Genomic DNA, 25,066 nt, shown 5'->3' with positions numbered 1-25,066 from the left:
CACTGCATTGAGCATGCGAAATTCAAAAATATAACAGTAATCTATGGAGTATCAGCATGGCTTGGAATGAGCCGGGTGGCAATAATAACGACCCGTGGAAGAATCGCGGTGGGAAAGAGCAGGGTCCCCCAGATTTGGACGATGTTTTTAAGAACTTATTTGGTAAGTTTGGAAAGTCAGGTGGCAACGGTGGCGGCTCAGGCAAAAGCCTAGGTGGTATCGGCGCTGGTATTCTTGTAGGTTTACTTGTCGTAATTTGGTTCATTAGTGGTTTTTACACTATTCGTGAAGCAGAGCGTGGCGTAGTGCTTCGCTTCGGTGAGTATCACGAGCAGGTTGAGCCGGGTCTTCGTTGGGCGCCAACGTTCATTGACTCAGTAATCCCAGTTGATGTTCAGTCAATTCGCGACCAGTCATCTTCAGGCTCTATGCTTACAGAAGACGAAAACGTGGTAAGCGTTCAAATGGAAATGCAATTTCGCGTTGTAGACCCATATCGTTGGACGTTTGCCGTTGAAAGTCCTGAGCAGAGTTTAAGTCAGTCTCTTGATAGCGCTATTCGCTACGTAGTTGGCCACTCTAAAATGGACGACGTACTTACCGACGGCCGTGAAGTAACGCGTCAGCGTGTATGGGAAGAGCTTCAAGCGATCATTGAACCCTACAACATGGGCGTTTCCATTATCGATATGAACTTCCGTGATGCCCGCCCACCAGAGCAAGTTAAAGATGCATTTGATGATGCGATTGCTGCACAGGAAGATGAACAACGTTTTATTCGTGAAGCTGAAGCTTATGCGAGAGAGATTGAGCCACGTGCACGTGGTCAAGTAAATCGTATGAATGAAGAAGCGCAAGCCTATAAAGAGCGTGTAACGTTGGAAGCGCAGGGTGAAGTGGCACGTTTTGAAGAGCTGCTTCCACAATATGAGCGCGCACCTCAGGTTACTCGCGAACGTATCTATCTTGAAACCATGGAAGAAGTGTTGGGTAACACCAGCAAAATCATGGTTGATAGCAAAGGCGGAAACAACATGATGTACCTGCCTCTGGATAAAATTATGGAGCGTCAGCAGTCGTCGTCTAACGATCGCTCACGCAACACGCTAGAAAGCTTACAAACACCTGTAACTGATACTTCAGGCAGAAGCCGTAATTCGTCGCCAACCTCTGGTTTACGCGGTGACAGCTACAGAGAAGGGAGATAAGCATAATGAAGAATTTATTAATAGCAGCATTCGTTCTTCTTGTTTTGCTTGCATCAGGTTCTCTGTTTGCAGTTAAAGAGGGTGAGCGTGCCATTGTTATTCAATTTGGTAAGGTTCAGCGCGATGACGCGACCGGTGAAACTCGGGTTTTTGAGCCAGGTTTACACTTTAAACTTCCGTTTATTGACTCGGTACGCCATTTAGATGCGCGTATTCAAACGTTGGATGGAACGCCTGATCGCTTTGTAACAAGCGAGAAGAAAGACCTGATTGTTGACTCTTATGTTAAGTGGCGCATAGAAGACTTTGCACGTTACTACCTATCAACGGGTGGCAACAAGCTGCAAGCAGAAGCGCTACTGAAGCAAAAAGTAAACAACGGCCTACGTTCTGAGTTTGGTACTCGTACTATTGCACAAATCGTTTCTGGTGAGCGTTCAGCGCTTATGAACCAAGCAATGGAACAAGCTTCTACATCGTCTGACGAGCTAGGTATTGAAATTGTAGACGTACGCGTTAAGCAGATTAACTTACCCACTGAAGTGAGCAACTCTATCTTCCAGCGTATGCGCGCAGAGCGTGCCGCCGTAGCCCGTGAGCACCGTTCAGAAGGTCAAGAGCAAGCCGAAGTCATTAAGGCAAACATCGATGCTAAGGTAACGGTAATGCTTGCTGATGCTGAGCGTAATGCACGTCAACTTCGCGGTGAAGGTGATGCGATTGCGGCACAAATTTACGCTGACGCTTACTCAAAAAACGCTGATTTTTACAGCTTCCTGCGCAGTATGGACGCGTATAAGCAAAGCTTTAACAGCAAACAAGATGTCATGGTTATTGCACCAGACAGCGACTTCTTCAAGTATATGAACAAGTCAAACGGTAACTAAATAGCCGTAATTTGAAGCTTTAAAAACCAGTCTTTTTAGACTGGTTTTTTTACGCCTTTTGAAAGGCTAACGGTATGATATAGCGAGTTATATTTAATCTGTGTAGCCGGGCAATTTAGGAAAATGTACACTGACTTAACCCTTCATTTACCCTATCTACTGCCAAAATTTTACTAAATCGGGTAAAATACCGTCTGAATACTATTAAAACACGTCACTATTTATGTACAAGGTTGATGCCTTCCCAGCATTAACCTTGGTGTGGTAGACGTCAATAAACGACAGAGGGAAGATTTTGACAACGGAAAATACAAATACAGTGTCTGCCGATGATAGGGGCGGACAAGGTGGGTTATTCTCGCGATTTCTCACCACGGTGGAATGGTTAGGAAACCTGCTCCCACATCCAGTAACGCTGTTCGCTCTGCTTTCACTTTTCATTGTGTTACTTAGTGGGATACTTGGTTACTTTGACATTGCTGTAGCTGACCCTCGCCCAATAGGTGCAAAGGGGCGTGAAGAAGACGGTATGATTGAAGTCATATCGCTGATGAGCGCAGAAGGTTTGCAGCGAATAGTGACAGGCTTGGTTACCAATTTCACAGGCTTTGCGCCACTGGGTACCGTACTTGTTGCGCTTCTTGGTGTATCGGTAGCAGAACATTCTGGCCTGTTATCAGCAGCAATGCGCGCGTTGGTAATGAATGCCTCTAAACGTGCCGTGACCTTTGCTATCGTCTTCGCAGGTATCATTTCAAACACAGCATCAGAGCTTGGCTACGTGGTACTTATTCCACTGGCAGCGATGATTTTCCACTCGTTAGGTCGTCACCCGTTAGCGGGTCTGGCCGCCGCGTTTGCAGGTGTATCGGCTGGCTATAGCGCCAACCTACTGCTTGGAACTGTCGACCCACTGTTGTCGGGTATCACGGAAGCCGCTGCTCACATGATTGACCCCGACTATATGGTAGGCCCAGAAGTAAACTGGTACTTCATGTTCATCAGTACCTTCGTTGTAGCCACAATGGGAGCGTTGGTCACCGAAAAGGTTGTTGAGCCGAGACTCGGTAAATTTGACCCTGCTGATGCTTCCATAGATTTAGGCAAGCAATCAATGGACGCGCCTACGGATTTAGAAAAGAAAGGCTTGCGTTGGGCAGGTATATCGTTTGTTATTGTTTGCGCGATACTAGCGCTTACGGTAGTGCCAGAAAACGGTATATTGCGTCATCCAGAAACAGGTGAAGTAGCGGGCTCTCCGTTCCTTAAAGGCATTGTAGCATTCATATTTATCACCTTTGCTATTCCTGGCTTTGTTTACGGTAAAGTTACCAAGTCGATGAAGAACGACAAAGATGTTATTGATGCCATGTCTAAAAGCATGGGGGCAATGGGTCTTTACATTACGCTAGTATTCTTTGCTGCGCAGTTTGTTGCGTTTTTCAAATGGACAAACCTAGGCACAGTATTAGCCGTTAAAGGTGCTGCGTTGTTACAAGCGGCAGGGTTAGATGGCCCAGCGGTGTTTATTCTGTTCATTTTGATGTGTGGTGTAGTGAACCTGTCGCTAGGGAGTGCATCAGCGCAATGGGCGGTAACAGCACCTATTTTTGTGCCAATGCTCATGCTCATAGGTTACGCGCCTGAAGTGATTCAAGCTGCATACCGTATTGGTGATTCAGTCACAAACGTTATCGCACCTATGATGAGCTATTTCGGACTCATCTTGGCCATGGCTGCAAGGTACAAGAAAGACTTGGGAATGGGCACGCTCATTGCCATGATGCTGCCTTACTCAATGGTGTTTATCGTAGGTTGGACAATTTTGTTCTACATTTGGGTGTTCCTACTCGGTATGCCGGTAGGCCCGGGCGCAGCGACTTACTATCAGCCTTAAATAGATAGCTTTACGGGCTGCCACACGCATAATGCGGCAGCAAACTAAGAAAGCGGCATGTGTTTTTGAAAAGTATTTTCGAACACCTGTCGCTTTTTTAATGCCCAAAATCTATTAACGCAATCGCACTTTTTTGGCGTTATAGCAGATCATAATCTAAGGTAATTCAGTATAATACGGATATAGCGCAGTACTTCTCGGACTATGAATACATGAAATACAAATCGAACAAAGGTTTTACTCACGGGCAACCAGATAAAATTGGCGTACTGGTAACGAATTTGGGGACACCGGAAGCGCCAACTAAGCAGGCGTTACGCCCTTATTTGAAAGAGTTTCTTTCTGACCCGCGGGTTGTGGAAGTGCCTAAAGCGATTTGGTGGTTTGTATTAAATGGTATTATTCTAAACTTTCGCCCCAAGCGCTCGGCAGAGGCTTATTCCACCGTATGGACGGAAGAAGGCTCTCCACTTATGGCTATTACTAAAGCGCAAGCATCAGCTATTGCTGAACGCTGTAAAGCCCAATATGGCGATGACGTAATTGTCGACTTTGCCATGCGATACGGCAAGCCCGCCATAGGTGATACCATCGAGTCCATGTTGGAAAAAGGCGTACGCAAACTCGTCGTTTTACCGCTTTACCCTCAATACAGCGCGTCGACAACTGGCTCCACATTTGATGCTATCGCTAAGGATTTCACCTCTCGCCGTTGGCTCCCAGAACTTCGCTTCGTGAATCACTATCACGACCGCGATAATTTCATTACCGCGCTGGCGAACAAAGTAAAAGCGCATTGGGAAACCCATGGAAGGGCGGACAAGCTTATTTTGTCTTACCACGGTATTCCTAAGCGCTATTTAATGAATGGTGACCCCTATCACTGCGAGTGCCACAAAACGTCGCGCTTGCTTGCCGAGAAACTTGGCCTTTCACATGACGAATATATGACAACCTTCCAATCTCGTTTTGGTCGAGAAGAGTGGTTGAAACCGTATACAGATGAAACGTTAAAGTCTTTACCTGAAAAAGGGGTGAAATCTATTCAGGTTATGTGCCCTGGCTTCTCAGCCGATTGCTTGGAAACTATTGAAGAAATTGGTGAAGAGAATCGCGAGTACTTTATGGAAGCTGGTGGTGAGCGCTATGAATATATCGCGGCACTTAACAGTGACAAAGAACATATAGACGTGCTTTTTGACATAGTACAAGAAAACCTGCATGGGTGGACAGTACAGTCGGACAACGGTTTGCGCGCAGGCTTAGCAAGAGCGTTAGGCGCTGAAAAGTAGCGTTTGAAAAGCTGACAGTAAACGTTTCGAGGAAAACCAATAGGGAAATCACCCTTGGTGGCGCATTTATTATATTGAAAGGGAGATAAGGTCGTGGAAGGCAAAGCACCAAAGGCACTACTTAAAGCGCAAAAACTGGCGAACTTGCTGGATACTGCTGTAAAGCTCCCTTTTATCCCAATAAGAATAGGCTTGGATTCAATCGTGGGCCTTATCCCAGGAGCCGGTGACGCGCTGATGCTCTTCGTTTCACTTCGAATAGTTTGGCTGGGAAAATCATTGGGTATGCCCAAAGCGCTAATAGCTCAAATGGTAAAAAACTCAGCAATCGACTTTGGCTTAGGTTTTATTCCATTTGTTGGCGACATTGTGGATATATTCTATAAAGCCAATCAGAAAAATGTCCGTATTATGGAGCGCTGGTGGATAAGCGAAAATAAACATGAGGTAGATAAAGTAACACAGAAGGCACTATCCGAATGGAGTGCTGAATAACCTAGGTTTAGTTACCCAAATACCTGCGCTTTTTTCACTTTGCTTATTTACTGTGTAAAGCTACGTAAAGCTTGAGTAAATAAGAGAACCTTGTCCTTTAGCTAAATGTCTTTTTTGCAAAGACAACCAAGGGCAACGCACGATGACATCAAAAAAATTAACGGAAAAGCCGCTCAAGCGACGCCGCTTTATGAAAACAGCGGTGGGGCTTACATTGGCTCCTATTGCTATCGGGTTGTGGGGTTGTGGAGGTTCTAATTCCACCTCTACAAGTTCCACAGCATCTAACTCCTCATCTTCCAATAACGACACCGATTCAAATGCCGAACCTGAAGAAGATTTTGACGGTTGGGCAAGCGGTGGCACGTCAGCTATGACGTCAGACTTTCCAGACGATAGTTTATTTGACACTGCTTCTGTATGCAGTGTGGCTCTCACAGGTTCTCAAACGGAAGGCCCGTGCTATTTTCAAAGTGACTATCTTGACGACATCTCATATGAGCAAACAGGTTTGCCGATGATGTTGTGTCTTCAGTTAATTGATGAAGCGTGTAATCCCCTATCGGGTTATGAAATTGAAGTATGGCATTGCGATGTAGATGGCGTTTATTCAGGAGATACCAGTGATAGTGCCGATGCCAGCGGATTTAATTCGGCATTTTGCACGGGAAATGAAGTGGATGCATTAAGTGCGAAGTGGTTCAGAGCTATTGCGGTGACAGATGCTAGCGGAAGAATAAACCTAAAAAGCTGTTTTCCCGGCTGGTACAGCAGCCGAGCTATCCACATCCATTTTCGTATACGTCGCAACAATACTGATCAATTGGTTTCTCAATTTGGCTTTTCCGATAGCTTTTGCCAAGACATTTGTACCAATCATCCCGACTACAGTCACCGGGGTGAGCCAGACACGTTGCTGGGGCAAGATACAGTGTTTGGCAGTGACTACAATGAATATACATTTAGTGTGTCACAAAACGAAGATGGTTCTTTGCTCGCATACAAGCGCATAATAATCAGTGATTAGACTTCCTTTTTCTCTCCTATACACTATTTTTTAACATGCCCGTTAGCAACGGGCATTTTATTACGCACAGTAAACCCATTCGCAGCATTGTTTCGTAGCACAACTAATAAGAACTTTATTTTCTGCTCAAATTACAAGGAGCGTGCAGCACATGAAAGCGTCCGATTTATTTGTTAAAGCGTTAGAAGCAGAAGGCGTGGAATACGTCTTTGGTATCCCAGGTGAAGAAAACCTCGACTTACTTGAGTCGTTGCGCGAGTCCTCTATTAAACTGGTGCTGACGCGTCACGAGCAAGGTGCTGGTTTTATGGCTGCTACTTACGGCAGGCTTACCGGAAAAGTGGGAGTGTGCCTTTCGACCTTAGGACCTGGGGCCACTAATCTAGTTACTCCCGCGGCTTATGCTCAACTTGGCGCTATGCCAATGTTGATGATTACTGGGCAAAAGCCGATCAAAACCAGCAAGCAAGGTCGCTTTCAAGTTATCGACATCGTTGACATGATGCGGCCGATCACTAAATTCACCAACCAGATTGTGAGTGGCGATAGAATACCTTCTACTGTGCGAGAGGCATTTCGTCTAGCCCATGAAGAGCGCCCGGGCGCTGTACACATTGAACTACCGGAAGACATTGCCGCAGAACAAACCAGTGCCCAAATACTAACACCTAGCATGGCCCGTCGACCTATCGCCGAATACAAAGCAATTGCTGCTGCGGTTACTATGATTGAAGAAGCCCAGTCACCTTTGTTATTGATTGGCGCCGGAGCAAACAGAAAGCTAACAGCGAAAATGCTCAGGGAGTTTGTTGATAAAACCTGCATTCCATTTGTTACCACCCAAATGGGCAAAGGGGTACTAAACGAAAGCGACCCGCGCTTTGCAGGGAATACTGCTCTGTCTGACGGTGACTTTGTACACAGGGCAATAGAGCGTGCCGATCTTATTATCAACGTAGGCCACGATGTGGTAGAAAAGCCACCGTTCTTCATGCATCACAACGATAAAAAAGTGATTCATGTCAACTTTGATTCGGCTGCCGTAGACCCTGTTTACTTCCCGCAACTCGAAGTCGTTGGAGATATTGCTAACAGCATCTGGCAAATAAAAGAAGGCATTACTCCCCAAGACAGTTGGAAACTCGACTTCTACAAAGATGTGCATCAAGCCTATGTAGACCACCGTGCTGAAGCAGAAGACGATAATCGATTCCCTATCTTACCAGAACGTCTTGTACGCGATATTCGTAAAGTTATGCCTGATAACGGCATTGTTACGTTAGACAACGGCGTATATAAAATATGGTTTGCCCGAAATTACCCCGCATATCATCCGAATACCCTGCTTTTAGATAACGCACTGGCTTCAATGGGAGCCGGTTTGCCATCAGCTATAGCAGCCAAATTAGTGAAGCCTGATGTCCCTGTGGTAAGCGTATGCGGCGATGGCGGCTTTATGATGAATAGCCAAGAAATTGAGACTGCCGTTAGACTTAAGCTTGACCTTGTGGTGATCATCTTGCGCGACGATGCGTACGGAATGATCAAGTGGAAACAAGCAAACATGCAGTTCGATGAGTTTGGTTTAGATTATGGCAACCCCAACTTTGTTAAATACGCACAAAGTTACGGCGCGCAGGGCTGGAGAGTTGACGATGCGGATGTACTTATTCACTTGGTTGATAAGTGTTTGAACACAAAAGGCGTACATATTATCGATTGTCCAGTTGATTACAGTATGAATGACAAAACACTAAATCATACTATTAAAGAGCTTAGCGCCAAGCTTTAAGCCAAACGTAACAGAAAGGTAAGGAGTAAAAAATGTTGAAGGAAAGCTATCCCTATTATTTAGCGAGTGAGCCACATTATGCCAATACCGACTTGGACGTGACTAATAAATACACCGGAGAGGTAGCAACCAAGGTGGCGATGGCCGATGCGGATACCATCGATAAGGCCATTGCTGCAGCAGAAGAAGCGCAGCCTGCGATGGCCGCCATGGCTCCTTTCGAAAGACAAGCGGTGCTAGAGCACTGTGTGAAGCGCTTTACCGAAAGAGCCGATGAGTTGGCACAAGCGCTTTGTATAGAGGCTGGTAAGCCAATTAAAGACGCTAAGGGCGAAGTCAGCCGTCTTATCGATACCTTCAAAATAGCGGCAGAAGAATCAGTGCGTATTAACGGCGAGGTGGTGAATTTAGAAATCTCGGCGCGCGCCAAAGGTTATCAGGGCATGACCAAGAAGGTCCCCATAGGTCCATGTTCATTTATATCGCCGTTTAATTTTCCTCTGAATTTGGCTGCGCACAAGGTGGCTCCTGCAATCGCAGCAGGCTGTACCTTTGTACTTAAGCCTGCCTCGCGAACCCCTATTGGTGCGCTTATTATTGGTGAGGTATTAGCTGAAACCGACTTACCCAAAGGCGCATTTTCTATTCTACCCTGTAGCCGCGACGGCGCTGATTTATTCACTACTGATGAAAGACTAAAGCTGCTTAGCTTCACAGGTTCACCTGATGTGGGCTGGGCGCTTAAAGCAAAAGCAGGAAAGAAGCCGGTGGTATTGGAGCTTGGCGGTAACGCCGCATGTGTAGTTGATGAAGATGCCGATATTGAAGACGCCATCGACCGGGTAATTGTCGGAGCTTATTATCAATCAGGGCAAAGTTGTATAAGTGTTCAGCGCCTTTTAGTGCACAGCAAAATATACGATGAGTTTAAGTCGCGCTATGTGGAAAAAGTGAAAGCGTTAGTGTCTGGCGACCCGTCTAATGAAGACACCTTTATTGGCCCTATGATCTCAGAAGGCGAAGCAGAGCGCCTTCACGGCTGGATTGAAGAAGCAAAAGAGAAAGGTGCCACCATTCTATGCGGCGGAACACGAGACGGCGCCATGCTTGAGGCTACGGTAATGGAAAATGTACCAAAGGATTGTGATGCCAGTGCCGAAGAAGCGTTTGGCCCTCTATCTATTCTGGTGCCATTCGATGACTATGACGAAGCGCTTGAAGAAGTAAATAACAGCCGCTACGGACTTCAAGCAGGTGTGTTTACCCGCGATATATACAAAGCGCACAAAGCATGGGACGTGCTTGACGTTGGCGGTGTGGTCATTGGAGATGTACCTAGCTGGCGGGTGGACAACATGCCCTATGGTGGCGTGAAGGACTCAGGTCTAGGGCGCGAAGGTATTCGCTATGCGATTGAAGATATGTCTGAGACTCGACTTATGGTTATTCGTACTCCTCAGCAGTAAATTGAACTTCACTGCTCAATCAAGCAATGTTCGCGCAATAGTGCGAATATAAGCATTCGAGGGCGAGGCGGCAGGTTTAGATTAATCTGCCGCGTACTCTTCTAGCAGTGAAAGTGGAATAATATCTAACGCTTTTTCATGTGTGGCTTCCAAGCGTACTTTCGGCGCTACACCTGCCTCATAGGCTTGTAGCCAGCGAGCGGCACACAAACACCATCTGTCGCCTGCTAACAGGCCAGGAAATGTCATACTAGGCCACGGCGTGATGAGGTCGTTGCCTTGTCGTAGCGAAAATTGAAGAAATTCGTCAGTGACAACCGCGCATACGCTGTGATTACCCACATCAGCGTCTGGTACATAGCAAAATCCTTCTCGAGTAAATCCAGTATTTCCACAGCATAGCTGGAGTGGGCGTCCATAAACATTTTTTGCGTTCGCCAAAATCAGAACCCTCTTTTACAACGTATGGTTTAATAGGTATGTCTTATTCAAATCGCCAAGTAGCGAATTTAGGATGAATAGAACCTTATCTATCCACCTTATGACCCTGCTCGACAAGGGTCAACAATAAGCGCTACGGTAACTACGTTTTAAGGTAAAAAATCGTGCTCGATAAAAGCAAAAAAACAGGCGACAGTAACTTTTCTGAACAAGAGATTGCGCGCTTCGATGCGCTGGCTGACTCTTGGTGGGATCCAGAAGGCAAATACAAAACCGCGCTGGATTTTAATCGGGCAAGACTAAACGTTATAAAAGCACAAATAGAAAATCATTTCGGTCAGGGCAACTTGCCTCCCAATTATTCCGCCTTATCAGTGATAGATATTGGCAGTGGCGGTGGGCTAATAAGCGAACCGCTAGCAAAATTAGGCGCTCAAGTTACGGGAATAGATGCCAGTGCGGTGAGCGTAGAAGTGGCAAAGCGCCATGCTCAAAATATAGGAGTAAAGGTAGACTATCAGCATAAACTCTCAAGCGAGGTAGTAGAAGAAGGTCGGCAATATGATGTGGTAATTAACGCCGAAGTTGTTGAGCACGTGCCTGACCAGCAGCAGCTTATGCGCGAGTGCGCAAGTTTGGTTAAGCCGGGTGGCCTCCTGATTTTGGCGACGCTGAACCGCACGCTGAAAAGTTATGTTGTTGCCATAGTGGGAGCGGAATACGTAATGCGCTACTTACCAATAGGAACCCATGACTGGAAGAAATTTGTTAAGCCCTGCGAATTAAAACGCTGGATTGGAAATGAGTTTACCCTTAAGTATCAGGTCGGTATGAGGCTAAACCCACTTAAAGGAGAGTGGCTAACCACTTCGAGCCTAGCGGTAAACTACATTCAAGCATATTCCAAACATAAATAAGCGACTATAAGTGTTATTTATGTCCTGTATGTTTAGTGCAAATGGTATGGGTTAACATACTTCATACCTGACGCTATCTTTCTGAATTAACTGACTAATAGTAACTAACTCCGTCGAAAATTTACCTATACACAGTAAAAGCCTTTATTAAAGATTTCACACAAAGGTTGATCTTTACATAGTGTTTACATTATTATAACAAAGGTCTGACCACAGACCACATATAACCATAATTATGGGACACACTCGATGACACTATATAACCACTTACGCTCTATAAGAATACGCTCTACAAAACCATGGCTCGGTAAATTCGCCGTGTTATTAGCTTTGTTCAGTATGACATTAGGCTTGTCTGGCCAAGCCTACGCTGGCACCTACGCAAAAACCAAGCACCCTATTGTGTTAGTTCACGGTCTGTTTGGGTTCGAAGATATCTTATTTGTTGATTATTTCTATAAGGTACCGCACAAACTTAGCCGAAACGGCGCTGTTGTCTATATCGCAGAGGTCTCACCAGCAAACTCGACCGAAGTCCGCGGTGAACAGTTACTCGATTACATTGATGAAGTTCTGGCGCTATCAGGAGCTGACAAAGTGAATTTAATTGGACACAGTCACGGTGGTCCAACGGCACGTTACGCCGCAAGCGTTGCCCCAGATAAGGTTGCTTCGGTAAGTTCAGTTGCCGGCGTAAACTGGGGAAGCAAAGTGGCAGATGAACTACGAGACGCTTTTTCTGAAGGTTCAGTGGGCGAGGGTGCTGCGGGCGTTGTAGTTAATGCGTTCGCCAATATCATCGAGATTGCCTCTGGGTCAGATCCGCGAGACAAACCTACAGATTCAATCGCTGCGCTTAATTCATTGTCTACGTCTGGCTCTGTTGCTTTCAATCAAAAATATCCAGAAGGGATGCCTACTGCCTACTGCCGCAACGATGGAGAAATGCTGGCTGAAAATGGCGTGTACTATTTCTCGTGGAGCGGAGGCAGAACTTACACCAATGCACTTGATGTAGTTGACCCATTCTTAGCTATTACTGGCACCGCATTCAAAGAGCCAAACGATGGGCTAGTATCGACCTGTAGTTCTCATTTAGGCAAAGTACTTAAAGACAACTATAAAATGAACCACCTTGATGAAGTCAACCAGAGCTTTGGCATAACGCACTGGTTTGAAACCGACCCAGTTGACGTGTTTGTTCGTCAGGCTAACCGACTGAAAGGCTTAGGACTGTAGTGGAGAAGCGTCAATTACGCCGTGTTTTTCCAATACTAGGAGGGCTGCTCGCCCTCTTAGTATTCGGTGCTATTCTTTACAACCAGTTAGCGTCTGAATCCCAAACCTCTAATTCAGAAATTTTCAGTCAACGCTCATCCTTAGGTGAACAAGCGAAAGCCGGAGAATATGAGTTAGAAGGAGGCGGTGCAGTACATCAAGTAACTGATGTAGGTAGTCATCGGGATAGTGACTCTGATATTGCAGCTGATCTCATTCCCTTTGAACTCAATTACTCAACCAAAGACGCTTTCGATCGCTTCGTATTTGCACGCACCTCAGAAGTGCCGCAAGCAGTGAAACTTGCCTACACAACCCATGCTCATGAAGTATTCACACTCAGCACGCAAGGTGACGCAATCGACTTATTTGCCCGGTATGTCGATTACAAAGTAGCGCTGTCTTTGGTTGAATTGGACGTCGACCTTGCCAGTCACAGCTTGCAGGATGTGTCGTTTAAACTAGATGAGCGAGAGGAAATTAGACGAACTTACTTTAATAATACTGAATACCACTATCTGTTTAGTCAAGAAGCGCAGGTAGACGAGGCGGCGCTAGCACGTTTAAGTGTTGCCCAAGAAAACACCTTGTCCAGAGACGAGAGAAAGGCCCTTATCGTCGAGTCAATTAAAGTGGGAAACTCTGCCGAACGTGAAGCCTTCCAGCCCACGCTTAATATGCATCGAATAAACGAAATAAAAAACAACCACAGCACTATTAACGATCGCTATAACGCAGTGGCGGCTGAATTTGGTAGCGAAGTTGCAGAACGCTTTTCCAAAACATGGGCACAACAAGCTCAGTGGCAAAACAGAATTGCCGAATACAAAACATTCCGCGATAACTTGGTTCAGCAATCTCTTGATTCAAACGCAATAGAAAAAGCACTGCAAGAGTATCAATCTGCCCATTTTACTGACAATGAAATAAAGCGTCTTAAAGTACTCACAGCGCTGTAGCAGCATCTAGATAGAGCTGGTTCAAGACCTGCAACTGGTTAATTATCTGCGAAAAACACAGAGGTATAACCATAAAGGCGCTGAATAGTATGAGTCATATACAGAGTGATTTGAAAGCGTACTGCACAGTTACTAATCTTGGGTTATTACAATTCCTGACTAATCACCATAAGGCCCGTAATCATCATTATGAAAATCTACGAAACAAAGACTGCGCCCAACCCACGTCGAGTACGAATGTTTTTGGCTGAGAAGGGCATTGACGTTGACTACGTTCAGGTCGACATTCAAAAGGGTGAAAATCTAACTGCGGAAATGCGCGCGAAGAACCCGCTGGGAAAGATGCCTATTTTAGAGCTTGATGACGGCACCTGTATTGCCGAAACCGATGCCATTTGTACGTATTTTGAAGCACTGCAGCCAGAGCCACCGCTAATGGGAACAACGCCCGTTGAAAAAGCGACTATTTCTATGTGGCAACGACAAGTAGAGTTCGCGTTTATGATGCAAATTGGTATGTGTTTTCAACATACTACAGGCTACTTTAAAGATCGTATGACGCCGGTTCCTGAATTCGGTAAGGAAGCGGGTATTAATGCGTCGAAATATTTGAACATTTTAGAGCGTCGACTTGGTGTTAAAGAGTTTATTGCTGGTGACACCTTTTCTATTGCTGATATAACCGCGTTATGCGCTATGGATTTCGCCCGTGTGGTAAAAATTCGTATGACTGACGAGCATGTCAATCTGGCGCGCTGGTATGAGGCGGTAAGTAACAGAGAGAGTGCAAAAGCCTAATGATAGATTTATTCACCGCAGCCACACCGAACGGTTGGAAAGCGTCGGTAGCGCTTGAAGAAATGGGGCTTGAATACACCGCCCATGCCGTAAACCTGATGAAGGGAGAGCAGAAAACTCCTGAATTTTTGGCAATGAACCCCAATGGCCGCATTCCTGTAATTGTGGATAGAGAAGCCGACGGTCACATCGTGTTTGAGTCTGGCGCTATCATGATTTATCTCGCAGAAAAAAGCGGTATGTTTTTACCCTCCGACGCAAAGCGAAAAAGCCAGGTTTTACAGTGGGTCATGTTTCAGATGGGAGGCATAGGCCCAATGATGGGCCAAGCTAATGTGTTCCACCGTTACTTAGAAGAAAAAATTCCGGTGGCGATAGCACGTTATCAAAACGAAGTACGTCGCCTATTCACCGTGCTAGATGGGAGGCTAGAAAATCGAGAGTATTTGGTCGACGACTACAGTATTGCTGACATGGCGAACTGGTGTTGGGTGCGTACCTATGAATGGTCTGGTGTAAGCATAGAAGGGTTAGACAACTTAACCCGTTGGAAAAACAGTATTGAAGCGAGGCCAGCCGCACGGCGTGGAGTGGAAGTCCCTAATAAAATTGACAGAGAAGCACTGATCAAAGGGGCTAAAAATGTTGTTACGAAATAGCGCTTTTAACTGAGTCGACAAACCGGTTGAGCCATCCCGATGCCATGCTAGGTTTGTAAACAAGTTCGAAGTGCTCCGTATGATAAAAGTCATAACCTAATACATCGACGCTAGTAAGGTTATGGCTTTTTGCTATGAAGTCAGGCACGTAGGCCAAGGCCAGTCCTTGTCGAACAATAGATATCAGCGTGCCAAAATCATTACATCGATAGCGAATTGAGCGGGGCACTTTGTCGTCTCTCCATCCATCAGAACCGATGCCGCGTTTTATTCCACAAAAGGGCGAAACATCAGGGCAGGCGAATGCGTAACCGTACAAACTTTGACTTGTTAATGCGCCGTTCTTTGCTTCAGTTACCGCAGCGTGGTTTTCCGCTGCAGCGACCACATATGTAGACGAACCTAACGATATATGATGAAGCGAAGGGTCTTTCTCTCGTTCTTCCATCGCAAAAGAGGTGGCAATAGCGAGATCGCTTCCCCCTTTTGACACACTATCCAGCGCTTTACCTTCCCAACAAGCATTAATATTTACGTGAAAGTGAGTTTGTACAAAAGAGGGCTTGGAAAGCAACGTAGGTAAGTAGTATTGAAGCAATAGCGATGGGCCAGCAACAGTAACGTTGTATACCGCAGTACTTCCTCTAAACTCACTGAGCGCTTGATCGGCTTCGTGCACAAGATGAGTGGCATAAAGCAGAAATTTGTTACCCCGTTGGTTTAGTCGAATATGTTTACCTACTCGGTCAAATACTTGCACCTCCAATTTATGCTCTATGCGCTTTACTACTTTAGACAACGCGCCCGTGGTCACTGATAAATGCTGGGACGCCTTGTTCAAGTTCTCATATTGCGCAACAACAATAAATTTTCTTAAGTCTTCAATATCCATAAGTGCATCGCTATATTGCTTCCAATTGGGAATTAATTGAATCTTAATTGTAGCTTAACTGTATGTAAATTGAATGTCAGTATTGCCACAGTAGCCTTTCAAACATACTTGCCGCCTTATGAAATATCTCTTTCTTACTGCTTTATATATATTCGCGACTTTCATTAATACACCCGCCTCCAGTGCGAATGTCGTCGGCCGCGAGTTAGCGCCAGTTGCCACAACACACGCTACTCACGATAAAGTTGGATCTCACGGAATGGTAGTGTTTTCCGATGGTACCGATCTCTACGCTAGTCATCTGCCGCTATACTACTCGCCACACGATTATCAACTTATCTACAAGATAGACAGTTCATATAAAGCGCTAGTTCTTGAGTCTTTAGATCTGGATCACGCTGGCGCTTTTTCTCAGAGCAGCATGGTTACACTGTTGCCGGCTATTTTTGATTTAAATAAGCTCATTAATGGAGAGCAATTTTCTATTCCTGCGGAATTCTTTAAGAGGCACTTTGAACGAGGCGGCAATCAGTGGCTAAGTGAATCGAAACTGACATTCGTTGAGTTGCTGTTTAAACGTCGAGTGTCAAAACAGTATAAACGGCAACACGCCGATGTAGATGCCCCTAATGATCCGAGCGCTAATTCATGGTCAATCATTGAGCTTGGCGATAGTCAACTGTACGTTCATAGTATTGGTACACGCCCTTCTTATGATGCGTTAATACTCGTAAAAGGATGTAGCGAACCAGCGATAAAACCAACGGAAACGCATGTGCCTAGTGTGGAGCAGCTCAATGCGGCGTTTGCAGTATGCGACTTATACTCATTATTGTATTTCGAAACACAGGACTCTGCGCTGTAAAGCTAGCCACGTCTATTTAGTACTTTTCTTGACCAAAAACGTCGCTGATGGCTTTAATATGTTCAGGGCCGATACCACAGCAGCCCCCGATGATAGTTGCGCCAGCAGCCACCCAAGTCTTAACGTATTCAACATAGCGGGCGGGGGTTATATCGTCACGTATTTCGGAAAGTAGCGCGTTGGCCGCGTGCGTACGTTTTCTCTCAGAAAAGCTATTTGCATAAGCGCCAATATTAATCGAAGTATTTAAACTTCGCGTTATTGAAATAGCGTCTTCCATCTCTTCCGGCTGCGAACAATTGAAAAGCACGCTCTGTACTTTGCTCAATATTGGCGCTATCTCACTTAGCGGCTCACCTGAGCGCAATGTCACAGGCTCGTTAGATGTTTCTCGATTACTAACGGAAAATGACAGCCATAAAGGCAGTGTAGAGTGCTGTTTTATAAGTGATACCACGGCTTTAGCTTCTTCTACCGAGCTTGCAGTTTCAATCAACCAAACATCAACGTAGGGCTCCTGCGCTTTAATAAGCGGTGTGAGAATGTCGGCTACACGGGTTGCATCAAATAAATCTGGGCGGTAAGAACCAAAAGCCGGAGGAGCGCTACCCGCGACAAATCGCTTATTGTCACCATCGCTCTTTAGTGCGTTTACTGCGCCTCGAGCGAGTTCGGCCGCATTCTGAGCGAGAGTAAAAGCCTGCTCCCTAAATGTATTTTCCCCAATATGAAAAGGTACAAGCGCATAGGCGTTAGTGGTAATAACGCAGGCACCAGCTTCAAGAAAACGTTTGTGTACATCACTTACTAATTCAGGTGTTTGCATTAGTGCCAGTGCTGACCACTCTGGCTGCTTAAAGGGCGCACCTGTCTTTTTCAGCTCTCGCCCCATGCCGCCATCTAAAATTAAAATGTCATGCATTCCTTCTTTCATGCTGCCCAAAGCCAAACCTTTTGAGATGTTAGATGATTAGTAATAATTTGCCTGAAGGGCTAGGTTTGCACTTCCAATGGATTGCGCTTTTCTGCCTACAAGACCTTCGCTTATCTGTACCTGAGCAAGGCCACGCATATCAAGCGTCTCCATCGCGCTTTGCGTATGCGCGACCAATGCGTTTTTGACATCATCAGGAATTGCGCCATCTATGATTACGCCGTCTAGGTCTAACAAGCTCATTGCACATTGAGTCGCAAAGGCCAATCCTCTGGCGGTTTCGTTTAACCAGTCTTCTATTGAGCGCGTGTCACAAGACCAGTGGGATGGCGATTCATAAATATGCTGACCGTTATGCCCAGCGTCGTTTAGCTTTCTTTCCAGCAAATAAAGTGAAGACTGGGTTATTAGCTGGCTTTGTGTACTGCCATTGTAAAAGGGCAAAGAGCCAATGGCCCCAGCGTTGCCTGTTTTTCCATTAACTAACTGGTTATTGAGTACCAGGCCACCACCTAAGAATGTGCCCACAAAGATGTAAAGAAAACTATTGTAGTTTTGGGAATTACCGAAAGACATCTCTGCGCTGCACGCTGCTCCAGCATCATTTTTTATAAAAACAGGCAGTGATAATAAATCTTCCAACGCCGCTTGTGGGTTAAACTCTCTCCACTCTTCCAATTCAGTTTTTGGGGCTCCGGCTTCTTCTGCCCAACTCCAAATTTCGAAGGGCATAGCAACGCCTAAACCTCGGATTAGGCGCTGTTGGTCGGTATCCAAATTTTTAATGAGTACATTGAAAGCACGTTTTGCAAAGGTAAGCAGATTGCTTACGGTCGGGTAGGCAAACTTCTCGTGAAGTGTTGCTCTTACATTGCCTTTCAAGTCGAGTAACGTCATATCGAAACTTCGTCGACCTACTTTCAGCCCTATACCAAACGCGCCGTTTTCATTTAGACCAAACGGCACCTTGGGCTGGCCTACTCCGCCTTTGATTGGCTTTAGTCGCCTTACTAGGCCGTCAGCCTCTAGTTTTTTAATGATCACTGTCGCTGATTGTGCAGACAGCCCCGTTAACTGTGCTATTTCAGCTTTAGGCAATGAAGAACGTTGGCGAATTAGGGTAAGGATATCCCGTTCATTCGCTGAGCGGCTATCAAGCAATGTAGGTGCTTTTTGTGATGGCAGGTGAAAGGCCGATTCAGTATTCAATGTATTTACAATCTATCGTTTTAAGAAGCTAGAGTGTAATAACAACCTAGCCGTGTATCAAATTTAAGAAATGGTGTAGGTACTTGTTCAGACATAACTTTATTCGACAGTACTAGGTCAACCCTATCACACCCGTTGATTTTTGCGCAAAAGGTTAAATCAATTAGGTTGATTTAATTGATTCTTTCGACAATACTATGCCCCAATTAATTAACGATTCGTTAACCTTGCGCGAACTGTGCATAGGTAAGCTGCAATTTTTAAATTCTGTTAAGTGAGGCTGGTATGAAGATTTTATGTTTAGGTGAAGTGCTAATTGATATGTTAAGCCAAGGTGCTGCGCCCAAAGATGGCAACATACCAGCAATGAAACCTTTCCAGCCCTACGCGGGTGGTGCACCTGCTAATGTGGCAGTCGCTGTAGCTCAGCTAGGTGGTGAGAGTGCGATGGTCTCGAAAGTAGGTGACGATACTTTTGGCGCGTTTCTTAAAGAAATGCTAGAGCATTACAAAGTAAACACTGACTTCGTGTGGACTACACAAGAAGGTAATACGGCTCTGGCATTTGTAAACTTGGATGCAGACGGCGAACGCTCTTTTGATTTTTATGTTGATAATGCCGCGCATAAACACATTTCAGAGCAAGATTTGTCGACGATAGATTGTGATAAAAATACAGTGCTTCATTTTTGCTCAGGTTCTATTTCAGGCCCTGAACTTATTCCTGGTACCGAGTTTATTCTGAACAAGGCGAAGGAAAACGGCATGATGGTGTGTTTGGATATTAACTATCGCCCAGCGTTTTGGGATGACACGGCGAATGCGCCGTCACGTATAGATGAAGCTGCAAAGAAAGTGTCTGTTTTAAAGGCTAGCCGAGAAGAACTCGCAGAGCTATATGGCGAAGAAAATGCTGATACAAAGGTTCAGCAGTGGTTAGATAGTGGCGTTAAAGTGGTGCTAGTCACCGATGGTGGTGAGCCCATTCACTATATTACCAAGTCCTTCAGCGGCACGTTAGCGTCACCTAAAATGGATGTAAAAGACACGACGGCAGCGGGTGACTCTTTTATTGGTGGCTTCTTATATTTCCTATCTACAAAAGTGAAAAGCGCTGATGACTTCGACGCGTGGGCGGAGAACTTCGAGAATGTAAGCGAAGCTACGGAATTTGCTATCCGCTGTGGTGCTTACACGGTAACGCAGTATGGTGCGTTTAGCGCATTGCCAACGCAGGCTAATATCGCTAAATAAGTATCGATTATCTTAAGATAAACAAAAGGGTTCAAAATGAACCCTTTTTTCTTCAATCGCTGCGCACCGGCAAAGGTGGCGTCAGCTGATGTATTGGAGGCTTAGTGCTTATCTGCTCTGCTTTGGAACTTACGCTCTTCAGTATTAACCTTAATCCATTCGCCAGTGCTGATGTATTCAGGCACCTGTACAACCAGTCCGGTTGAAAGCGTGGCAGGCTTGGTTCGAGACGTAGCAGAGGCGCCTTTAATAGATGGGTCTGTCTCAACAACTTCAAGCTCTACGCTCATTGGCAAATCTAGCGCTACTGGCACTTCACTTACGATAACCACCTGAATACCGTCGGTGTCTTCATTAATGAATAGCGCCTCATTTTCAATACTTTCTTTGTTCAAGTGATAAGGCGTGTAGTCTTCCTTATCCATAAAAATGTATTCGTCACCATCAACATAAGAAAACATTGCCGGACGACGAATTAAATCAGCCATATCTAATGTGTCTGAGTCTTTAAATGTTTCGTCGTACTTAGCATCTGTGACGACGTCATACATGCGCATGCGATAAATGCTGCCACCTGCACGACCTTGGGGTACAGAACGTTCTATGTCTCTAACTATGCAGGTCTTACCGTCAAATACCACGGTGTTATTCTTTTTGATTTCACTAGCCTTAGGCATGGCGATTTCCTATTTTTGTTCTCTTCAGGCAATCCGCCCGAGGTCATCTGTAAAACTTCATTTTCAGCGATTTTTTCTTACTTAGGAAGTATTTTTACGTGGTTAGTTTTCGATTAACGCTTTAACGTTGGTTAGCGTGTCAGCTTCGGCGGCGGGTTTATCCCAACGAATACGGTGAATGCGAGGGAAGCGCAGCGCTACCCCCGATTTATGTCTTGAGGAAGGGTGAACCGCGTCGAAAGCCACTTCTAACACCAGATCTTTCTTTACCTCCCGCACAGGGCCAAAGCGTCCCACTGCATTGCGCCGTACCCAGTTGTCTAGCTTCTTAAGTTCTTCGTCGGTAAATCCAGAATATGCTTTTCCTATTGGCAGAAGCTGGTCGTCTTCCCATGCACCGAACGTGTAATCGGAATAGAAGCTCGATCGTTTCCCGTGCCCTCGCTGCGCGTACATCATTACCGCATCAACCACCAGCGGGTCGCGCTTCCACTTGAACCATTGCCCTTTGGGACGGCCGGGGATGTACTTGCTATCTAAGCGCTTTATCATCAACCCTTCCACCGCGCGATTTTGACAAACGCGGGCATGAAGTTCACGAAGGCTTTTAGGAGAGCTCGCAGAAAGGGTTTCCGATAAAAACAAGCGCTCGCTTTTGTTATGGTTAAACCATTCGTGGAGCGCCTGGCGACGTTCCTTCAACGTTTTCTCAGTTAAATCTTTGCCATCTAGCACCAAGGCATCGTAGACAATAAGTCCAACAGGTGAAGACGCTTGCAGTGCTTTACTTGGCTTTTTTTTGTTGAGGCGTTGCTGAAGTGCATTGAATGTGTCGACATTCGGCTGTGAAGCCATAGCGTCATAAGCGTCGCCTTTTATGTTATGAATAACCAGTAGTTCACCGTCTAGCACCATATTTCCTTTTACCGTTTCAAGTAGGTCGGGAAAAGAATGGCTAATGTCATCTCCTGTGCGTGAGAAAAGCGCCTTATCCGGCGTCTCTTCATCTGTTGTTTGCCCTTTTTTGTTATCGTTCTGGTCTTTTCTTGTGGCGCATTTACTGGCAATAGGCTCCGATTTAACAGCAAGCTGAACACGAATACCGTCGTACTTGTTTTCAATTTGCCACGTGTTTTCCGTAAAAGCATCAATATCGCTGTCCTCAATAGGGTGGGAGAGCATCACGGGGTGGAAAGTAACTGCATTTTCAATGTCAGGTTTGTCAGCTTTGCCTTCTAGCCAAGCAAGCATGTCGGTGTAGGGTGGTGTAACCGCGTGCCACAGCGTTTCAATTTCTTTGATATCTTTATTGCCATAATCGGCCAGTATTTGTTTAATGGAGCGAGCCGACACGCCTATGCGCAATCCGCGGGTGCCAAGTTTCAATAAAGCCCAGCGCTGTGCAGGGGTCATTATCGTCAGGTAGTTGGCTAGCGTTTCCGACACCTTCTGTTTACTCACAGACGCAAAGGTTTCTACGACTTCAGTAAGACTTGGAAGATTATCCGTAGGTTCACTGTAAGGCCATAAATGCGCCACGGTTTCGCTAACCTCTCCCACATAATCGTAGCTCATTGCAAAAAGTGCAGAGTCAGTGTGTTCGGTAATGAGCTTTTTCACAGTGTTACGCTTAAAAAAATCGAATCGCAACGTACCGGCCATAGCGGCTATAGCCCAGCCACGATCAGGGTCAGGTGTGTTGGCAATGTAATCAGCAATGAGTTGCGCTTTGGCTTTGTTTCCCGACGTGTAATAAAGTTGCTCAAGCAAATTACTAAATGTTTTCATTAGTCGCCTCCTTGCTCTTCTTCATCGTAGCCGACAAGCGATAATGCCCTAGCTTTGAACCCCATTTTTTCAGCTTGATACATTAACGCGTCCTCTCTACCGTGGGTCACCCATACTTCTTTGGGATTCACTTCTTCAATGGTTTGTAATAATTCTGGCCAATCGCAGTGATCGGAAATAATAAGCGGTAGTTCGGCATTTCTTTGCTTCGCACGGGCGCGAATTTGCATCCAGCCAGACGCCATAACAGGGCGCACATTGGGTAAGCTTCTCGACCACCTGTCGGCCAATGCCGAGGGGGGCGCTAATACAATCTCACCTGCCAGTGCTTTTTTATCTGCGACGTCGGATACAGGAATTAAAGCGCCTAGACTTATTCCAAGCTGTTCATATAAATCGCATAGCTTTAGCTGCGCACCATGTAAGTAGATGGGCTTTTCGTACCCCGCTTCACGTAGCGCTAAAATAACCCTCTGGCATTTCCCAAGGGCATACGCACCAACAAGGTGGCATCGTTCGGGAAAAACACGTAACGAGTGAAGGAGCTTATCTATTTCGTGCTCTATAGGTGGATGTTTAAATACAGGAAGGCCAAAAGTGGCCTCGGTAATCAATACATCGCAAGGGACAACTTCAAACGGCGGGCAGGTAGGATCGTGGCGACGTTTGTAGTCGCCGGAAACTACAACGCGATAACCTGCATATTCGATAAGAATTTGAGTAGAGCCTAAAATGTGTCCGGCGGGGAAAAAAGTGACCGCAACGTCATTAAATGTCACTGACTTACCTAGCGTTATGGCGTGTTGGTGTGTTGCCATTTCATCGCCGTAGCGGGTTTTCATAATGGCCAGTGTTTCTGCGCTGGCATAGACACTGTGGTGGCCTGCGCGAGCATGATCAGCGTGTCCGTGAGTGACCAGTGCTGTGGCCACTTCATTCATCGGGTCAATATAGAATTCACCCGGCTCGCAATACAGGCCAGTGTCGTCAGCTTTAAGCCATGTTGATGGATGCACTACACATAATTTCCACGAAATAAACAATGCTCTTACTACGTAGTGAGTACCTAAAATCGACCATTTGATATTCGTTCGTTGAGGATTTTTTCGAACTGTAAAGCGCTTAAGCACTTTGTTTGTCGCAGTAGATATGGACTTGGATACAGCTTCGGAAGAGGCACTTTAAAAGTCTCTCACATTACATGTGCGGTTGAATCAATGGAATACTTTCCTTGATGAGAAGTAACACTGATAAGGATGCTGTAGTCTTATAACGTGCTATTCGAGCTACCTATTGTACAACCTCAAGTTGTTGGGCTTCTGATGCTGTTGCCTCGAGCGTCGCTTCGGAGAGGTGTGGATTATTAAGTTTGAGTACGGTTCTCTCTGAAAGCTTCAGCGCTTTTTCAATATCTTTAAAACTAATGTACTTTTCAAATAACGCGGCGAAGCTTCCGTCTTGTCGAGCAATATTTAATCCCCGTTCTATGCGCTGCGCTAATTCAGGTTTCGATTGTGAAACGAAGAAGAACATGTAAGACGGGTAATACAATAAAACTGAAGGCTCTATGATAATGTCTGGGTCGTTTAGTGATTTCGCCTCTACCACCGCCTCATGAGCCGCACGTGGAAAGTAATCAATTCTACCAGCCTTTAAAAGCTCAATGATAATGTCGTAATTACTGGTTCCTAACGTAGTAAATCCGTTGTGCTCTAGAATCTGAAAATCGGGCCAGTCGTGACCTTGACCTGCAATAAATCGCTTTAGGTCAGGCGCGCTACGAACATTGTTAAACTCACGTAGAGTACTTTGGCGGATCAAAGAGACGCGATAGCCCATGATTCCGTTCAATAGAGGAACCCGCACCGGAATGGCTTGCTGTTCACGTAGTTTTGACGTCACTGTCCAAAAAACGTCAATTCCCCCTTCTTGGTTTAGTTGGCGCAGAACGCGTTCTTGCACCAAATTGCCGCTACTCTCTACGAGATATGTTGGTTTAATAGGGTCTTCTGTTTTGCTAAGCGCTAATTTAAGTAATGCAGAGTAATAGGCATGAGAGGCATAGTCGAGCTCACTACTTTCGACTATCTTAACTTCGTAACTGCTAGGGGGGAGCTGTGATGTTTGCGCACTGTCCAACACACTTCCAAAAGCTTGTTGACAGAAAAGGTGCCGAATTATCATCACCGCTACTATTGAAAATAGCCCTACTCGACGTTGATTTTGTATCATGCCTATTTACCTCAATGGCTAAGGAAAAGCCATTGGACCTGCTAACCTTTAACATTGAGTAAAGCTTAGCAGGCCTACTTATTTAGGTTACGTTTACCG

The 25,066-nt window shown here is 45.6% G+C and carries 23 protein-coding genes; 15 read left to right on the top strand and 8 right to left on the bottom strand.

Features of this window, described 5'->3' with window-relative positions; genetic code table 11:
• Positions 1–56: 56 nt before the first annotated feature.
• The 8 genes from hflK to AC0J2X_RS10395 all read left to right on the top strand — a co-directional run bounded on the left by hflK (position 57) and on the right by AC0J2X_RS10395 (position 10,064).
• Positions 57–1,208 carry an FtsH protease activity modulator HflK gene (gene hflK / locus AC0J2X_RS10430; protein ID WP_014951090.1) on the top strand — a complete coding sequence of 384 codons (1,152 nt, stop codon included), beginning with the start codon at positions 57–59 and terminating at the stop codon, positions 1,206–1,208.
• 5 nt (positions 1,209–1,213) lie between these two features.
• On the top strand, positions 1,214–2,095 hold the full coding sequence (hflC, locus tag AC0J2X_RS10425; protein WP_014951089.1) for a protease modulator HflC: 882 nt from the start codon (positions 1,214–1,216) through the stop codon (positions 2,093–2,095).
• 295 nt (positions 2,096–2,390) lie between these two features.
• Positions 2,391–3,992, top strand: a complete 1,602-nt coding sequence (locus AC0J2X_RS10420; protein ID WP_207198752.1) for an AbgT family transporter — start codon at positions 2,391–2,393, stop codon at positions 3,990–3,992.
• 212 nt (positions 3,993–4,204) lie between these two features.
• Entirely contained in the window at positions 4,205–5,284 is a 1,080-nt protein-coding gene (gene hemH, locus AC0J2X_RS10415; RefSeq protein WP_014951087.1) for a ferrochelatase, read from the top strand.
• Between the two features lie 93 nt (positions 5,285–5,377).
• On the top strand, positions 5,378–5,779 hold the full coding sequence (locus AC0J2X_RS10410) for a DUF4112 domain-containing protein (protein WP_014977648.1): 402 nt from the start codon (positions 5,378–5,380) through the stop codon (positions 5,777–5,779).
• 142 nt (positions 5,780–5,921) lie between these two features.
• Entirely contained in the window at positions 5,922–6,806 is an 885-nt protein-coding gene (locus AC0J2X_RS10405; RefSeq protein WP_069945113.1) for a dioxygenase family protein, read from the top strand.
• A gap of 151 nt (positions 6,807–6,957) precedes the next feature.
• Positions 6,958–8,598: an acetolactate synthase large subunit gene (locus tag AC0J2X_RS10400; RefSeq protein WP_014951084.1), complete on the top strand. Its 1,641-nt coding sequence runs from the start codon at positions 6,958–6,960 to the stop codon at positions 8,596–8,598.
• 32 nt (positions 8,599–8,630) lie between these two features.
• Positions 8,631–10,064 carry an aldehyde dehydrogenase family protein gene (locus AC0J2X_RS10395; RefSeq protein WP_014977646.1) on the top strand — a complete coding sequence of 478 codons (1,434 nt, stop codon included), beginning with the start codon at positions 8,631–8,633 and terminating at the stop codon, positions 10,062–10,064.
• 81 nt (positions 10,065–10,145) lie between these two features.
• Here AC0J2X_RS10395 and AC0J2X_RS10390 read toward each other — a convergent pair whose 3' ends face one another.
• Positions 10,146–10,505, bottom strand: coding sequence for a DUF2237 family protein (locus tag AC0J2X_RS10390; RefSeq protein WP_014951082.1), 360 nt, complete (start codon positions 10,503–10,505; stop codon positions 10,146–10,148).
• A 164-nt stretch (positions 10,506–10,669) separates the two neighbouring features.
• Between AC0J2X_RS10390 and ubiG the strand changes: the two genes are divergently transcribed.
• The 5 genes from ubiG to AC0J2X_RS10365 all read left to right on the top strand — a co-directional run bounded on the left by ubiG (position 10,670) and on the right by AC0J2X_RS10365 (position 15,116).
• Positions 10,670–11,422, top strand: a complete 753-nt coding sequence (gene ubiG / locus AC0J2X_RS10385; RefSeq protein WP_278711738.1) for a bifunctional 2-polyprenyl-6-hydroxyphenol methylase/3-demethylubiquinol 3-O-methyltransferase UbiG — start codon at positions 10,670–10,672, stop codon at positions 11,420–11,422.
• 249 nt (positions 11,423–11,671) lie between these two features.
• Positions 11,672–12,661, top strand: coding sequence for an esterase/lipase family protein (locus AC0J2X_RS10380; RefSeq protein WP_278711739.1), 990 nt, complete (start codon positions 11,672–11,674; stop codon positions 12,659–12,661).
• On the top strand, positions 12,661–13,659 hold the full coding sequence (locus AC0J2X_RS10375) for a lipase secretion chaperone (RefSeq protein ID WP_278711740.1): 999 nt from the start codon (positions 12,661–12,663) through the stop codon (positions 13,657–13,659). Before AC0J2X_RS10380 ends, AC0J2X_RS10375 begins: the two co-directional genes overlap by 1 nt.
• A gap of 189 nt (positions 13,660–13,848) precedes the next feature.
• Positions 13,849–14,457, top strand: a complete 609-nt coding sequence (locus AC0J2X_RS10370; protein WP_278711741.1) for a glutathione S-transferase family protein — start codon at positions 13,849–13,851, stop codon at positions 14,455–14,457.
• Positions 14,457–15,116, top strand: coding sequence for a glutathione S-transferase family protein (locus tag AC0J2X_RS10365; protein ID WP_278711742.1), 660 nt, complete (start codon positions 14,457–14,459; stop codon positions 15,114–15,116). Before AC0J2X_RS10370 ends, AC0J2X_RS10365 begins: the two co-directional genes overlap by 1 nt.
• On the opposite strand, the gene AC0J2X_RS10360 is transcribed toward AC0J2X_RS10365, so the two are convergent.
• Positions 15,106–16,008: a LysR family transcriptional regulator gene (locus AC0J2X_RS10360; RefSeq protein ID WP_278711743.1), complete on the bottom strand. Its 903-nt coding sequence runs from the start codon at positions 16,006–16,008 to the stop codon at positions 15,106–15,108. The two genes, AC0J2X_RS10365 and AC0J2X_RS10360, sit on opposite strands and share 11 nt — an antisense overlap.
• Positions 16,009–16,126: 118 nt before the next feature.
• Here AC0J2X_RS10360 and AC0J2X_RS10355 point away from each other — a divergent pair, with 118 nt between their 5' ends.
• On the top strand, positions 16,127–16,873 hold the full coding sequence (locus AC0J2X_RS10355) for a hypothetical protein (RefSeq protein ID WP_278711744.1): 747 nt from the start codon (positions 16,127–16,129) through the stop codon (positions 16,871–16,873).
• Positions 16,874–16,889: 16 nt separating this feature from the next.
• Here AC0J2X_RS10355 and AC0J2X_RS10350 read toward each other — a convergent pair whose 3' ends face one another.
• Positions 16,890–17,795, bottom strand: a complete 906-nt coding sequence (locus AC0J2X_RS10350) for a homocysteine S-methyltransferase family protein (RefSeq protein ID WP_472996004.1) — start codon at positions 17,793–17,795, stop codon at positions 16,890–16,892.
• A 48-nt stretch (positions 17,796–17,843) separates the two neighbouring features.
• Positions 17,844–19,016: an ROK family transcriptional regulator gene (locus AC0J2X_RS10345; RefSeq protein ID WP_278711746.1), complete on the bottom strand. Its 1,173-nt coding sequence runs from the start codon at positions 19,014–19,016 to the stop codon at positions 17,844–17,846.
• A gap of 285 nt (positions 19,017–19,301) precedes the next feature.
• On the opposite strand from AC0J2X_RS10345, the gene AC0J2X_RS10340 reads away from it, so the two are divergent.
• Positions 19,302–20,270, top strand: a complete 969-nt coding sequence (locus AC0J2X_RS10340; protein ID WP_014951072.1) for a carbohydrate kinase family protein — start codon at positions 19,302–19,304, stop codon at positions 20,268–20,270.
• A 101-nt stretch (positions 20,271–20,371) separates the two neighbouring features.
• Here the strand turns inward: AC0J2X_RS10340 and efpL are convergent, their stop codons facing one another.
• The 4 genes from efpL to AC0J2X_RS10320 all read right to left on the bottom strand — a co-directional run bounded on the left by efpL (position 20,372) and on the right by AC0J2X_RS10320 (position 24,967).
• Complete coding sequence (gene efpL, locus AC0J2X_RS10335) at positions 20,372–20,947, bottom strand: elongation factor P-like protein EfpL (RefSeq protein WP_278711747.1); 576 nt, start codon at positions 20,945–20,947, stop codon at positions 20,372–20,374.
• 102 nt (positions 20,948–21,049) lie between these two features.
• On the bottom strand, positions 21,050–22,735 hold the full coding sequence (locus tag AC0J2X_RS10330) for a cisplatin damage response ATP-dependent DNA ligase (protein ID WP_278711748.1): 1,686 nt from the start codon (positions 22,733–22,735) through the stop codon (positions 21,050–21,052).
• Positions 22,735–23,751: a ligase-associated DNA damage response exonuclease gene (locus AC0J2X_RS10325; RefSeq protein WP_069945257.1), complete on the bottom strand. Its 1,017-nt coding sequence runs from the start codon at positions 23,749–23,751 to the stop codon at positions 22,735–22,737. Before AC0J2X_RS10325 ends, AC0J2X_RS10330 begins: the two co-directional genes overlap by 1 nt.
• 274 nt (positions 23,752–24,025) lie before the next feature.
• The gene (locus AC0J2X_RS10320) at positions 24,026–24,967 is read right to left on the bottom strand and encodes a transporter substrate-binding domain-containing protein (RefSeq protein WP_232375966.1); all 942 of its coding nucleotides are present in this window, start codon (positions 24,965–24,967) and stop codon (positions 24,026–24,028) included.
• Positions 24,968–25,066: the final 99 nt, after the last annotated feature.

This window comes from Alteromonas sp. R7 (genome assembly GCF_055755235.1).
Note: the sequence above shows the minus strand (reverse complement) of the source record. Positions and strands in the feature narration are given on the sequence as shown.